Here is a 12,906-nt window from a genome sequence, read left to right as displayed (position 1 = left end):
TCACCTTCACAACCTTGCCGGCGCGTTTACCAGCGGTACTGCTCAGACGGAATGGTTTCATATTTAGCTCTTATTATTGGATACAGGGGACGTTACATAGTCAGTATTAATCTCTCACTCACGGTCTGCAACCGGTTACTGTAACCGGTTTCTGTGAATGTGAAGGCGATCCAGAAATCGGCCGTGTGGGATATTTGTTACTGAAGAGATATTTACAGAGCATAAATTCTTATGACAGATTACGCGGGATATTTGTCAGGAGGAAACAATGAGTTTGCAGTCTGTACAGCAGTTTTTTGCCGACAACGCTCCGGATATAGAGGTTATTGAACTTAGCCAGAGTACCGCAACCGTTGCGTTGGCTGCTGCCGCCCATCGTGTTGAGCCGGGACAAATCGCCAAAACGCTGTCGTTGAAGGTTAAAAATGACGTCATTCTGGTGGTCGCGAAAGGTGATGCGCGTCTGGATAATAAAAAACTGAATGACACGTTTGGCGCAAAAGCACGCATGCTCAGTTGTGATGAAGTGGTGACCATCACGGGCCATCCTGTTGGCGGCGTGTGCCCGTTTGGGCTGGAAAATCCGCTCGCGGTTTATTGCGATATTTCACTGAAACAGTATGCTGAAGTGCTGCCGGCCGCGGGTGCAATTCACAGTGCCGTGCGTATTTCACCAGACAGAATGGCAGAACTGACGTCCGCAAAATGGGTAGATGTTTGCATCTGAATGAGGCGCCAGAGCCTGTCTGGCGCACAGATATCAGCTTATAAAAATGTCGGCTGGCTTAATACTGATGTTCGCGGATCCCGGGCCGGGAGATGAGTCAGAATATCTGCCGCATCAAGCAGCCCCACGTCAGAATTGACCCCAAGCTTCACCATCGCATTAAACTTGTGCGCCCGGATGGTCTTAATATTGCGCTCAAGCTGCGCGGCGATTTCAGGGATAGAAAACCCGCAGGACATATACCGCAAAATCGCCCGCTCCGTTGGGCTTAACATCCTGTTTTGACTCTTGTACCAGTGGTTGAGCATATTGTCATTGATGTGCAGCGTTTCACTCAGCAACACCAGCAGTTCCTCCTGCAGGCGGTCGAGCGACACCGATTTACTGACGACACCGTGAAGGCGTGAAGGGGAAAGATGGCTGATTAACCGCGCTTCCATTTCATCTGCCGCCAGGATGATGCGCTGAATATGATTATGCGTAAACGCGAGATCCCGCAGGGATGCCAGGCAGTTTCGACGCTCTTCTCGCGCATCAGAAAGTGAATAAATCAGCGAGAAAAAAGAGACATGAGGAAGCGCCTTCTTAAAGCTGTCAAATTCACTGAACATGTGCAGTTGATAATGGCTGAGCGTGGGCAGTGCAAACAGGTGCTCCAGCCCGACGGCACTCATCGCGCAATTTTCGATGACGGCAATATGTCTTGTTGAACCGGTTTTATCCATTCCTCGAACTCTCCATAGGCTGACATTAAACTCAGCTCTCTCAATCCCTGAGTACTGTTGATCCAGGCGTACAGATCGGCATTACTCCGTAATGACAACCGTCGCATCGCACTGTTTTTCTGTGCACTGATCGTTTTATTGCTCTTCTTGAGCAAAGTGGCAATTTGGTTAATCCCCCAGCCCTTGCCTAACAGACGCAATACCTTGCGTTCAGAGTGAGTGAGCGCAATGACGCGGTCGTCTTCATCATCGTTACAGGCAGGCTCGGGCGTTAATAACGTCTGGCTTATCCGCTCTGCCCGTTCACTGCCTGCACGGATGGCGTTAATTACGCCTTCTATCGGCTCCATATCAGAAAGCAACGTGCTTTCCGGACGCATAAGCAGCTCAACGGCAATAGGGTAAAGCGGTCGGGAGACTAAAAAAATCCAGTGAATATCCCGATATTGATTTAATAAACCGTAATATTCTTCGAGCGTGCCCCGAGGATTCCTGTATTCACCTGAAATATCAGCGATAATGACGTCTGCACGCCGTAACTGCAGCAGAGTTAATTCCTGCAGCGAACGGCAAAACGTTAAATCAACATCGGCAAAATGGCGTGTCATCACGCCCCCCAACCCGTTTTGCATTACGGGTATCCTGCTAATGACGACGCCATGTTTACCATTCAATGACGACATAGACCCTCCGTGTCCATTTTCATATGATGAGTAACGTTAAAACGCATCAAGGTATAAGTGTATTCGTCCCTGAGTGTAAAACTGATTAATACAAGCAGAAGATGAGATGTGTGCTTCATTTAAGAAATGCCTAAAACAGCGGTAATATCTCACAAAGCACAGATAAATTTAATTATAAAGGCCTTAAAATAATTAAAATATAAACTTAGTAAAACTAAATATAAATATCTTATATTTCCCAATTAATAATTCATCATATTTATGGCCCAAAACCGCATCCCGCCGCCAGACAGCCCGCAACTGTTTGCATAAATCTTGATCTGACCCACAGCTAGAGGCACTGCAGTTTGTGCTAAAAGTAAGCATGACGGGCCATCAGGCAAGCTATTCACCTTCTCTTCAGGACATGACATGCAGGCAGATCGATCAACGCAGCGTGCCATCACGCGGCTCTGTATTCAGTGCGGTCTTTTTCTGCTCCAGCACGGGGCGGAAAGCGCGCTGGTCGAGGAACTTTCCACCCGGTTGGGGCTGGCGCTGGGTATGGATAGCGTTGAGAGCGCCATTTCATCCAATGCTATCGTGTTGACCACCATAAAAGACGGTCAGTGCCTGACCTCCACCCGCAAAAACCACGACCGTGGTATCAATATGCACGTTGTAACTGAGGTCCAGCATATTGTCATTCTTGCTGAGCATAAGCTTCTCGACCTGCACGACATTGAAAAACGGTTCAACCAGATTAAGCCCTTACGTTATCCCCGCTGGCTGGTGGTGTTAATGGTCGGGCTGTCCTGCGCCTGTTTTTGTAAGCTCAACAAAGGCGGCTGGGACGGCGCGGTCATCACCTTTTTCGCCAGCAGCATCGCTATGTACGTGCGCCAGCTCCTGACGCACCGCCAACTCCACCCGCAAATTAATTTCTGCATTACCGCTTTTGTCGCCACCACGGTGTCTGGCCTGCTGCTTCGTCTGCCGCAGTTTGCCAACACGCCGACGATTGCCATGGCGGCCAGCGTGCTTCTGCTGGTGCCCGGCTTCCCGTTGATTAACGCCGTAGCCGATATGTTTAAGGGTCACATCAATACCGGTCTGGCACGCTGGGCGATTGCCAGCCTGCTGACGCTTGCAACCTGCATTGGTGTGGTAATGGCCATGACACTCTGGGGGTTACGCGGATGGGCGTGATCGATTTTCTGCTGGCGCTGGCGCAGGATATGCTGCTGGCCGCGATCCCTGCCGTCGGTTTTGCGATGGTCTTTAACGTTCCGCAACGCGCGCTACCGTGGTGCGCGCTGTTGGGTGCTATTGGTCATGGCTCGCGAATGGTGATGATGACGGCGGGATTCAACATTGAATGGTCAACATTTATGGCCTCAATGCTGGTCGGTAGCATCGGAATTCAGTGGTCGCGCTGGTATCTGGCGCATCCCAAGGTGTTCACCGTCGCCGCCGTTATCCCGATGTTCCCCGGCATATCTGCCTATACGGCCATGATTTCCGCGGTAAAAATCAGCCATTTCGGCTACACCGAACCGCAAATGATCCTCCTTCTGAGCAACTTTCTTAAGGCTTCGTCCATTGTCGGTGCGCTCTCTATCGGACTGTCGATCCCCGGACTGTGGCTGTACCGCAAACGTCCACGGGTTTGAGATTTGTGTTATTACGCTGCCGTGAGGATAATCACTCCCATCCGTTTGGTGATGATAAGGAAAGGATGTGGCTAACCCAGGCAGCGAACTCCCCGAGCACAATGAAGAATCCAGCCTGAAAGAGAAAATCTTTCAGAGCGCTATCACACTGTTTGCCGAATACGGGTTGAACGGTGCCCGCATGGAACAAATTGCGGAGAAAGCTGGCACCACCAAACGCATGGTTGTTTACCACTTCAAAAACAAAGAGAACCTGTATCTTCTCGTGCTGGAGTATGTTTACACCCAGATCCGCGCCAGTGAACAGGCGCTCAGCCTGGCGGGAATGCCCCCTGTCGAAGCACTGGTTCATCTGGTTGAAGCCACCTTTGACTACCATGCCGACCACCCGGATTACATCCGCATTATCTGCATGGAAAACATGCAGCGTGGCCGTTTTATGCAGCAGTCCAGCTACCTCCGCCAGGTCAACCGCAGCGCGCTTGATCTGCTGGAAGCGATCCTCCGTCGCGGGAAAGAAAAGCAGTTGTTCAATCAGACGGTTGAAGCCCGCGATCTGCATCGTTTGATCAGCAGTTTCAGCTTCCACTACGTTGCCAACAGCTACACCTTCACCCTGCTGTTTGAAGAGGGTGCGGACGAACAGGCACAGCGCCAGCACTACCGTAAAATGGCCGTTCAGGTGGCGCTCCGCTATACCTGCCCATAAAATAGCTTGCAATTAAATCGCGCACTATCTATATTCATCTCATGAACGCGAAAACGAACGACACGACCGCTGCGCTCCTGCTGGATAACCAGCTCTGCTTTGCTCTCTATTCAGCAAATCTGGCGCTGAACAAGTTGTACCGGCAACTGCTGGCACCGCTGAACCTGACTTACCCGCAATACCTGGTGATGCTGGTGCTGTGGGAGCAGGATGACATTACGGTGTCGGACATCGGTGAACGGTTGTTCCTTGACTCTGCCACGCTGACGCCGCTGTTGAAGCGTCTGGAAAGCGCGGGGCTGATAAACCGCCACCGCTCACGTAAAGACGAGCGTCAGGTCGCCGTCACCCTGAGCGATGCGGGACGTCATCTCCAGCAGCAGGCTTCCGGGATCCCCCATGCAGTGGGATGCGCCGCCCAGTGTGATACCGAGACCATGCTGTCACTTAAGCAGCAGCTGGAACGTTTGCGACAACAGATCCAACGCGCGTAAGGCTATACTTTACGCGTATTTATTTACCCATATATATCGCACGCTATTTAATAGCGCACATTAATGTAAGATGAGGAATCTGCCATGTCTTTAGAAAAAGTTGTCTACACTGCCAAAGCAAAAGCAACCGGGGGCCGTGATGGCCGTGCGACCTCTTCCGACGGCGTACTGGACGTTAAACTCGGCGTGCCAAAAGAGATGGGCGGCATGGGCGGTGACGTCACCAACCCTGAGCAGCTGTTTGCTGCCGGCTACTCTGCCTGCTTCCTGGGTGCCATGAAGTTTGTAGCCGCTCGCGACAAATTTACCCTGCCGAAAGAGGCCTTTATTGAAGGCGAAGTGGGGATTGGGCCGCTGCCAACCGGTTTTGGTATCGAAGCAAAACTGAACATCCACGTTGAAGGTATGGATCCTGCAGAAGCCAAAAAACTGGTCGATGCAGCACACATTGTGTGTCCGTACTCTAACGCGACCCGCGGTAACATCGACGTAACGCTGAACATTATCGCCTGATAACTGCCTGATGGCGTTACGCTTATCAGGCCAGCTGTTGTCGCCCCGGCAGGCATCGCGCCGCCGGGGAAAACCCTCCTTCCCTTCCCGCTCTCTGTGCTACCATAAGCCCATATCACGCCCGTAGTTATCAGTAGAGTAAGCGTTATGTCCTCCAGAATTCTGACCACCAGCATTGCTGGTATTGATGCCTTTATGCGCGATCCCCGCGGTGTGCTGACCCACGCCGAAGGCGGCACGGTTGCGGTATTTGCTGACAACGCTCCGGCGTTTTATGCCATCACACCGGAACGTCTGGCACAGCTTCTGGAGATTGAAGCGCAGTTGTCCCGCCCGGCGAGCGACGTAACCCTCGATAACCAGTTCTTTGACGAGCCGGTTAACGTCCCCATGGCCGTTCCCATGGGAAAATTTGCCCTGTATGCGGGCTGGCAACCTGATGCTGATTTTCAACGGCAGGCGGCATTGTGGGGCATAGCGTTAACGCAACCGGCTACCCCCGAAGAGCTGGCCGCGTTTACCGCCTGGTGGCAGGCGGAAGGCAAAGTATTCACCCATATTCAGTGGCAACAGAAGCTCGCGCGTCATCTGCAAATTAATCGCGCCAGCAATAACGGCCAGCCAAAACGTGATATCAACGCGTTTTCCGAACCGGATAAACAGATCCCTAATGGATTCCGAGGTGCGAAATGAAGAACGTCGGCGACCTGATGAAACGTCTGCAAAAGATGATGCCAGCCAACGTGAAGCCCGCCTTCACGACGGGTGAAGAACTCCTGGCGTGGCAAAAAGAGCAGGGTAAGATCCGCGCCGCCGCGCTGGCCCGAGAAAACCGGGCGATGAAAATGCAGCGCACCTTTAACCGTTCCGGTATTCGCCCCCTGCACCAGAACTGCTCATTTGATAACTATAAAATTGAGACCAACGGGCAGATGAATGCACTCGCTGCCGCGCGTCAGTACGTGGATGAATTCGACGGCAATATCGCCAGCTTCATTTTTAGCGGCAAGCCTGGCACGGGGAAAAACCACCTGGCGGCCGCTATCTGTAACGAGCTGCTGCTGCGCGGGAAATCGGTGCTGATCATCACCGTGGCCGATATCATGTCCGCCATGAAAGACACCTTCAGCAACCGCGAAACCAGCGAAGAGCAACTGCTTAACGACCTGAGTAATGTCGATTTACTGGTTATTGATGAGATTGGCGTCCAGACCGAATCCCGCTATGAAAAAGTGATCATTAACCAGATTGTCGATCGCCGCTCTTCCTCCAAACGCCCCACCGGCATGCTGACTAACCACAACATCGACGAAATGACCCGCTTGCTGGGCGAACGCGTCATGGATCGCATGAAGCTCGGGAACAGTCTGTATGTCATCTTCGACTGGGAAAGTTACCGCAGCCGTGTCACCGGTAAAGAGTATTAAGATATTTCCAGGAAAGACCGGTGGCCCGGAGGTATATACTGACTCCACTTTCGCCCCAAAACGGACCTTTTTTGAGTAAGCCATTATGAAAAAACAGTTTCTTTTCAGCACCGTATTAGGCGCCCTGCTGGTTACCGGCGCGGCACAGGCCGCATCCTGGCAGGATTCGCTGTCCAGCGCAGCGAGCGAACTGACCAAAGAGAGCAGCAGCACCCAGGGCGGGCTGTCAGCCTCTTCCCTTACCGGCCTGCTGGGTAACAGCACCCAGAGCCTGAGCGCAGGCACAATGAACAACGCCGCGGGGATTCTGGAATATTGCGCGAAGCAAAAACTGGCCTCCGTGACCGACGCGCAAAACGTGAAAAATCAGGTGCTTGGCAAACTCGGTCTGGATACACAGGAGCAGAAACAGGACACCAACTATATGGATGGTATTCAGGGCCTGCTGAATGCGCAAAACGGTCAACAGCTCAACCTGAGCACCATCGGCAACTCCTCGCTGGCGAAACAGGTGAAAACCAAAGCCTGCGATCTGGTGCTGAAACAAGGCGTTAATTTCATCTCCTGATCCCCGCCTGTATTGCCATTACACGCCGCGTTTAAGACGTTACTCTTTTAACGCGGCGTTAAAGCCGTCTTTTTCCTGCCTGCCACCGTCTGAGCGTCCGTATGTCAGGATGCGACCCCCTTCAAAAAAACGATTTTCTAAACCAAATCCTAACAACAGCACACTTTCGTGACACTAAAATTGCAGCTACACGACAACGCAATTACATTGTATAACCCAAAAAATAATCAGTTAGCCAGCTAAGCGCCTGGCGTCATGAGGATAGACTGTTGTCAGAGTTAATGTCCCTTGTCCTTTTTCTGGCCTCTGTCGGCGTTTACGCCTGCAAAGCGGGCCGTAACACCTGGTGGTTTATCGCCACGCTGGTGGTGCTCGGCATTTTTATTATTTTAAACATTACCTTATACGCCAGCGATTACTTTACCGGTGACGGCATTAACGATGCGGTGCTCTACACGCTGACGAATAGCCTGACAGGTGCGGGCGTGGGTAAATACATTCTTCCCGGGCTTGGCCTAATTGCGGCGCTGGTGATTATTTTTGGTGCCCTGGCCTGGGTGCTGCGCCGCCGTCGACATCTTCCGCATCATGGCGGCTACAGCCTGCTGGCACTCTGTCTGGCGCTGGCGTCCGTGGATGCCAGCCCGGCATTTCATCAGATAACCGAGCTGGTAAAGTCACAGTCGCGCGACGGCGACCCGGATTTCATGGCCTGGTATAAAGAGCCGTCCAAAAAAATAGCCAACCCGAAGCTTAACCTGGTGTATATCTACGGCGAGAGTCTGGAACGCACCTGGTTTGATAACAATGCTTTTCCGAACCTGACGCCGGAGCTGGGCGCGCTGAAAAACGAAAGCCTTGATTTCAGCCACACCGCGCAGCTGCCCGGTACGGATTACACCATCGCCGGGATGGTTGCCTCGCAGTGCGGTATCCCGCTCTTCGCCCCCTTTGAGGGTAATGCCTCAGCCTCAATGTCGAGCTTCTTCCCGCAGAACGTTTGCCTCGGCGATATCCTGAAAAACTCCGGCTACGAAAACTACTTCGTACAGGGGGCCAACCTGCGCTTTGCCGGAAAAGACGTGTTCCTGAAATCCCACGGTTTTGACCATCTGTATGGCTCAGAAGAGTTAAAAACGACCGTTGCCGACCCGCATTACCGCAACGACTGGGGCTTTTACGACGACACGGTACTGGACGAAACCTGGAAAAAGTTCGAGGAACTGTCCCGCGCCGGCAAGCGTTTCTCCCTCTTTGCCCTGACGGTAGATACCCACCATCCGGACGGGTTTGTCTCGCGCACCTGTAAGCGCAAACGCTATGAGATTGACGGCAAAAACAACACGTCGTTCAGCGCGGTAACCTGCAGCCAGGAGCATATCGCCGCTCTGGTCGAGAAAATCAAAGCCTCGCCGTATTTTAAAAACACGGTCATCGTCGTCTCATCTGACCATCTGGCGATGAAAAACAGCGCCTGGGATCAGCTCAGCAAACAGGATCGCAGCAATCTGTTCTTCATTCTGCGCGGCGACCAGCCGCAACAGGATGTGATCGCCACCAAACGCAACTCCATGGATAACGGCGCAACCGTGCTGGACATTCTGGGCGGGGATAACTTTATTGGCCTTGGCCGCAGTACGCTCTCGGGGCAGTCACTGTCGGAAGTGTTCCTCAACATGAAGGAGAAAATCCTTGCGTGGAAGCCGGACATCATCCGCCTGTGGAACTTCCCGAAAGAGATGAAAGACTTCACCATCGATCAGGATAAAAACACCATCGCCTTCTCCGGCAGCCATTTCCGTCTGCCGCTGCTGCTGCGCGTGTCGGATACGCGCGTCGAACCGCTGCCGGAAAGCGAATACTCTGCGCCGCTGCGTTTCCAGCTGGCCGACTTCGCCCCTCGCGATAATTTTGTCTGGGTCGACAAGTGCTACAAAATGGGCCAGCTCTGGTCCCAGCCACTGGCTCTCTCAACCGACTGGTGCGTTTCTCAGGGACAGCTTGGCGGGGAGCAAACCGTGCAGCATGTCGATAAAGCGCAATGGAAAGGCAAAACCGCATTCAACGATACGGTCATCGATACCGCGCGCTATCAGCGAAATGTCGACATGCTGAAAATCGTGGATAACGATATTCGCTATAAAGCAGACAGCTTTATCTTCAACGTGGCCGGGGCACCGGAAGAGGTCAAACAGTTCAGCGGCATCTCGCGTCCGGAATCCTGGGGGCGCTGGTCTAATGCGCAGCTGGGCAGTGAAGTGAAGATTGAGTACGCACATCCTCTGCCGGAAAAATTCGACCTGGTGATCACCGCCCGGGCCTATGGTCCAAACGCGAACCGTCCCATCCCGGTGCGTGTGGGCGATAAAGAGCAAACGCTGACGCTGGGAAATGACGTCACCACCACCACGCTGCATTTTGATAATCCTTCCCGCAGCAATACGCTGGTGATTGTTCCGCCGGACCCGCAGCCGACGAATGAGGGAAATATTCTTGGCCATTCACCGCGCGAGCTCGGCATCGGGATGGTAGAGATTAAAATTGTCAGTAAAGAGAGCTGATCCCTTCTGCGCCCGGCGTTCTGTCGGGCGCTTTATGTAAATATATAATCCTATAAAACCATTAAAAATAAGACAGAGACACCATATATCTCTCATTTCTATTTATAAATTCACCAGAAAGAAATCATATCTCAGAATGTGTAACTCCTTACACCCTGAGAGAGTTACCCACTTTTTATCATGCTAACCGGCAATACGTTCGAATCCACCCTGGCACAGCGCAGCGGAGTACGACCAGCGCTACCAGGGGAAAAAACCCTGATGCCGCAGACACTGAATGCCGACTATAAGGTCATCGTTTTAAGCGGCAATGCCTTCTTGTGGCTGGGCCTGAAGACGTTCATCTCGCAGAGTGTGGACCCCTGCCCTGAAATTTTCTGGATTAACGACGTGAGCCCTGAGGGGATCCTACCCCTGCGGCAACTGATGTTGAATATCCGCGTCAAAAAAGGGTGGCTGGTATTCACCGATGCGTCCCGCGTCAACGATATTAAAATCATTCTGGGGGGTGAGCGTGTCCACGTGGTGGCGGGAAACCTGTCACTCGCGCAGCTCAGCCGCTGTTTTCAGAACACGCCGTTCGCAAGCGTAAAAAACGCCACGCTCACCTGCCAGGAGCTTCGGGTTTGCATGCTGTTCCGCAACGGGTTCAGCCCGGTTCGCATCGCGCAGATCCTGAATAAATCCCCGAAAACGATCTACACCCACAAGCGTAACGCGATGAACAAATTTCACTGCCAGAACCTGGCGGAATTCCATCGCAAACTCTTCCTGCTCGACTACCCGGCATCGTGTTTGTAACTGCACGGCTAATCACGTCGGGAAATAAGATCATGCGGCGTCATCTTCCCTGTCTCATTCTCTGGCTGTTGATGCTGGCGCTGCTGTCTCGCTATGCCCTTCCCGCCACGTTGGGATGACGTGGTAATCCGACTGCACGAGTAAATTGCTTTAAATCTTGTCTGGATCAATGTTATCGGTAACAATGGCGCTAAAATAGCCAGCGTGTTATGTCCGACAAGGCACAGCCTTATCTTCTTTTTTGTTATTTTTTCTGTATTACAATAACTTATGAAATACCTGCTTGCTGACGCCATCGTCTATAACGACGAAGACGGTTCTGTTTCTCTTATCAATGCACCCGATCTGGACAGACAAATCCTCACCTGTACCGCCAACGCCATCATGAAGCTGCTGGTTCAGCATCACGGCAACGTCGTCGAACGTGACACCTTTCTGAGTGATGTCTGGGATCAACGTGGGCTCCAGGGGTCCAACAATTCGTTAAATCAATACATCAGTATTGTGCGCAAAATGCTGTCGAGCCTGCTGCCCGACACCCTGTTTATCGTCACCGTACCGAAAACGGGCTTTATGCTCAGTGCTGATATCGCGGTAACGCCCCTGGAGGACGATTTTCCCGTCGAGGAGTCGGTCCCGGCCCCACGACGCATTCAGCCAGAATGGCTATTCTGCGGTGTACTCACGCTGATGGTCGTGGCGCTGTGCATCGGCGCCTGTTTGACGAAACAGGCGCACCAGTACAGTGACACTCATCTGCTCACCCACATTGGCACCTGTCCGGTCTACACCTTCTCCCCGCTGGCAGATGTGTTTCACACTAAGGCCATGGCGCTGGCGCAGACGCTTCAGCGCGAAGGTAATCTGCCCTGCCTGAAAAACTCTATTTTCTATATGCACATCCAGAGAACACTTTTCTATGGCCACGAAGGGCGGCTGGTCCTTTCCCAGTGTTCTCTCACGGACGGTAAAGCCAGCGCCTGCCGAACGCTTTACTTTTACGAGTGGTGATATGAAACAAAAAAAAGTGTGGCTTATTCTGGCGCTCAATCTGTTGCTGATTGGCGTGACGCTGGCGTGGTACGTCTACACGCCTCCGCTGTCCGGAACCTGTGCAGGAAACCTGACATTTTCAGCCCGACATGACGATCATGATTTCTCCTTTGAAGGGGAGATTACGCTGCGCTTTCAGCCCGACAACACAGGGTACCTTACGCTTAACGGCGACGTGGTTAACGAGCCACATCACTGGGATGTTTCCCGCCAGGAGATGTTTACGTGGCGGCACGTTGAGGGTTCACTCTATGAAATATTCATACAAAGCGTGGCGCGCTTTAGCCATGACACCCTGCCATCGGGGGTCTTTGAAAAGTACGTCGCCGGCCTGACGCCGGGGAACAAAAGACTTCTGAAGATTGAACGCACGCCGGAAGACGCGCTGGTGATCAGCAATTTCTATGCGCCGGTCCTGATTTGTTCAGAATAGGCACGGCTGGTCGGGGTATACTTTCCGCCATGAACATTCTCTTTCGATCGACGACGCCCAAAGATGTTGCTGCCCTGCCCGCCATCGAGCGCGCGGCTGGCGAGCGTTTTCGGGACGTCCCCGAACTGGCCTGGCTTGCAGACGGCGACGTCATTTGCGCGGAACATCATCTTGATTACGCGAAACGCGGGTTTAGCTGGCTGGCGCTGGCAAACGACCTGCCCGTCGGGTTTATCCTTGCAGAAGCCCATCCGTCATCGCTGTTTATTGTCGAACTCTCGGTTCATCGGGAGTGGCAGGGAAGAGGAATAGGTCGGCGACTTATCGCCTGCGTCGCAGACCATGCCCGCACGCTGGGGCTGACATCGCTGACGCTGACCACCTTTTGCGAGGTGCCGTGGAATGCGCCGTTTTATGCGCGACTCGGGTTTGAAACGGTGACGATGCTAACGCCTGAACTGCGTCAGAAAAGAGAGGAAGAAGCGGCGCACGGTTTCGCGTATGACTCCCGCTGTGCCATGCGCCTGCCTCTGTGATATCGGCCTGCAAAACGCCCCATT

The 12,906-nt window shown here is 52.8% G+C and carries 16 protein-coding genes; 14 read left to right on the top strand and 2 right to left on the bottom strand.

All coding sequences use genetic code 11. From position 1 onward, the window contains the following. Positions 1-268 precede the first annotated feature (268 nt). Positions 269-727, top strand: coding sequence for a YbaK/EbsC family protein (locus tag BJP35_RS07705; protein ID WP_086463017.1), 459 nt, complete (start codon positions 269-271; stop codon positions 725-727). A gap of 38 nt (positions 728-765) precedes the next feature. Here BJP35_RS07705 and bglJ read toward each other — a convergent pair whose 3' ends face one another. Both bglJ and BJP35_RS07695 read right to left on the bottom strand, forming a co-directional pair. Then, positions 766-1,401: a DNA-binding transcriptional activator BglJ gene (gene bglJ, locus BJP35_RS07700; protein WP_032681707.1), complete on the bottom strand. Its 636-nt coding sequence runs from the start codon at positions 1,399-1,401 to the stop codon at positions 766-768. Beyond that, the gene (locus tag BJP35_RS07695) at positions 1,398-2,135 is read right to left on the bottom strand and encodes a LuxR C-terminal-related transcriptional regulator (protein WP_047743345.1); all 738 of its coding nucleotides are present in this window, start codon (positions 2,133-2,135) and stop codon (positions 1,398-1,400) included. The genes bglJ and BJP35_RS07695 overlap by 4 nt, the downstream gene beginning before the upstream one ends. A gap of 411 nt (positions 2,136-2,546) precedes the next feature. On the opposite strand from BJP35_RS07695, the gene BJP35_RS07690 reads away from it, so the two are divergent. From BJP35_RS07690 to BJP35_RS07630, 13 genes are all read left to right on the top strand, one after another. Beyond that, positions 2,547-3,323 (top strand): threonine/serine exporter ThrE family protein, encoded by a 777-nt coding sequence (locus tag BJP35_RS07690; protein WP_014168508.1) that lies wholly within the window; start codon positions 2,547-2,549, stop codon positions 3,321-3,323. Beyond that, positions 3,314-3,787: a threonine/serine exporter gene (locus tag BJP35_RS07685; RefSeq protein WP_020885295.1), complete on the top strand. Its 474-nt coding sequence runs from the start codon at positions 3,314-3,316 to the stop codon at positions 3,785-3,787. Before BJP35_RS07690 ends, BJP35_RS07685 begins: the two co-directional genes overlap by 10 nt. A gap of 67 nt (positions 3,788-3,854) precedes the next feature. Continuing rightward, positions 3,855-4,496: a TetR family transcriptional regulator gene (locus BJP35_RS07680; protein WP_020885296.1), complete on the top strand. Its 642-nt coding sequence runs from the start codon at positions 3,855-3,857 to the stop codon at positions 4,494-4,496. A gap of 41 nt (positions 4,497-4,537) precedes the next feature. After that, positions 4,538-4,990, top strand: coding sequence for a MarR family winged helix-turn-helix transcriptional regulator (locus BJP35_RS07675; protein ID WP_014168505.1), 453 nt, complete (start codon positions 4,538-4,540; stop codon positions 4,988-4,990). Positions 4,991-5,074: 84 nt separating this feature from the next. Continuing rightward, a complete protein-coding gene (locus tag BJP35_RS07670) occupies positions 5,075-5,503 on the top strand; it encodes an organic hydroperoxide resistance protein (protein WP_006174091.1) in 429 nt (142 codons plus the stop codon). A 147-nt stretch (positions 5,504-5,650) separates the two neighbouring features. After that, positions 5,651-6,196 carry a primosomal protein DnaT gene (gene dnaT / locus BJP35_RS07665; protein WP_025205613.1) on the top strand — a complete coding sequence of 182 codons (546 nt, stop codon included), beginning with the start codon at positions 5,651-5,653 and terminating at the stop codon, positions 6,194-6,196. Then, positions 6,193-6,930 (top strand): DNA replication protein DnaC, encoded by a 738-nt coding sequence (gene dnaC, locus BJP35_RS07660; RefSeq protein WP_014168503.1) that lies wholly within the window; start codon positions 6,193-6,195, stop codon positions 6,928-6,930. The genes dnaT and dnaC overlap by 4 nt, the downstream gene beginning before the upstream one ends. Positions 6,931-7,015: 85 nt before the next feature. Continuing rightward, complete coding sequence (locus tag BJP35_RS07655) at positions 7,016-7,498, top strand: DUF2501 domain-containing protein (protein WP_020885299.1); 483 nt, start codon at positions 7,016-7,018, stop codon at positions 7,496-7,498. Between the two features lie 269 nt (positions 7,499-7,767). After that, positions 7,768-10,059, top strand: coding sequence for a phosphatidylglycerol--membrane-oligosaccharide glycerophosphotransferase (gene opgB / locus BJP35_RS07650; protein WP_086463016.1), 2,292 nt, complete (start codon positions 7,768-7,770; stop codon positions 10,057-10,059). Positions 10,060-10,320: 261 nt separating this feature from the next. Next, positions 10,321-10,860, top strand: a complete 540-nt coding sequence (locus BJP35_RS07645; RefSeq protein ID WP_040018564.1) for a helix-turn-helix transcriptional regulator — start codon at positions 10,321-10,323, stop codon at positions 10,858-10,860. A gap of 270 nt (positions 10,861-11,130) precedes the next feature. Beyond that, positions 11,131-11,871, top strand: a complete 741-nt coding sequence (locus BJP35_RS07640) for a winged helix-turn-helix domain-containing protein (protein ID WP_086463015.1) — start codon at positions 11,131-11,133, stop codon at positions 11,869-11,871. A 1-nt stretch (position 11,872) separates the two neighbouring features. Then, positions 11,873-12,346: a hypothetical protein gene (locus tag BJP35_RS07635; RefSeq protein WP_086463014.1), complete on the top strand. Its 474-nt coding sequence runs from the start codon at positions 11,873-11,875 to the stop codon at positions 12,344-12,346. A 29-nt stretch (positions 12,347-12,375) separates the two neighbouring features. Beyond that, positions 12,376-12,882, top strand: coding sequence for a GNAT family N-acetyltransferase (locus tag BJP35_RS07630; RefSeq protein ID WP_041162417.1), 507 nt, complete (start codon positions 12,376-12,378; stop codon positions 12,880-12,882). Positions 12,883-12,906 lie beyond the last annotated feature (24 nt).

The organism is Enterobacter sp. J49 (genome assembly GCF_002148625.1).
GTDB lineage: Bacteria > Pseudomonadota > Gammaproteobacteria > Enterobacterales > Enterobacteriaceae > Enterobacter > Enterobacter ludwigii.
Note: the sequence above shows the minus strand (reverse complement) of the source record. Positions and strands in the feature narration are given on the sequence as shown.

Bases quoted from the DNA above. Each gene is read 5' to 3' on its own strand.
- BJP35_RS07630 (WP_041162417.1), top strand. From the start codon at position 12,376: ATGAACATTCTCTTTCGATCGACGACGCCCAAAGATGTTGCTGCCCTG.
- dnaT (WP_025205613.1), top strand. From the start codon at position 5,651: ATGTCCTCCAGAATTCTGACCACCAGCATTGCTGGTATTGATGCCTTT.
- BJP35_RS07695 (WP_047743345.1), bottom strand. From the start codon at position 2,135: ATGTCGTCATTGAATGGTAAACATGGCGTCGTCATTAGCAGGATACCC.
- BJP35_RS07675 (WP_014168505.1), top strand. From the start codon at position 4,538: ATGAACGCGAAAACGAACGACACGACCGCTGCGCTCCTGCTGGATAAC.
- BJP35_RS07705 (WP_086463017.1), top strand. From the start codon at position 269: ATGAGTTTGCAGTCTGTACAGCAGTTTTTTGCCGACAACGCTCCGGAT.
- bglJ (WP_032681707.1), bottom strand. From the start codon at position 1,401: ATGAGTGCCGTCGGGCTGGAGCACCTGTTTGCACTGCCCACGCTCAGC.
- BJP35_RS07640 (WP_086463015.1), top strand. From the start codon at position 11,131: ATGAAATACCTGCTTGCTGACGCCATCGTCTATAACGACGAAGACGGT.
- BJP35_RS07690 (WP_014168508.1), top strand. From the start codon at position 2,547: ATGCAGGCAGATCGATCAACGCAGCGTGCCATCACGCGGCTCTGTATT.
- BJP35_RS07670 (WP_006174091.1), top strand. From the start codon at position 5,075: ATGTCTTTAGAAAAAGTTGTCTACACTGCCAAAGCAAAAGCAACCGGG.
- BJP35_RS07645 (WP_040018564.1), top strand. From the start codon at position 10,321: ATGCCGCAGACACTGAATGCCGACTATAAGGTCATCGTTTTAAGCGGC.
- BJP35_RS07635 (WP_086463014.1), top strand. From the start codon at position 11,873: ATGAAACAAAAAAAAGTGTGGCTTATTCTGGCGCTCAATCTGTTGCTG.
- dnaC (WP_014168503.1), top strand. From the start codon at position 6,193: ATGAAGAACGTCGGCGACCTGATGAAACGTCTGCAAAAGATGATGCCA.
- BJP35_RS07655 (WP_020885299.1), top strand. From the start codon at position 7,016: ATGAAAAAACAGTTTCTTTTCAGCACCGTATTAGGCGCCCTGCTGGTT.
- BJP35_RS07685 (WP_020885295.1), top strand. From the start codon at position 3,314: ATGGGCGTGATCGATTTTCTGCTGGCGCTGGCGCAGGATATGCTGCTG.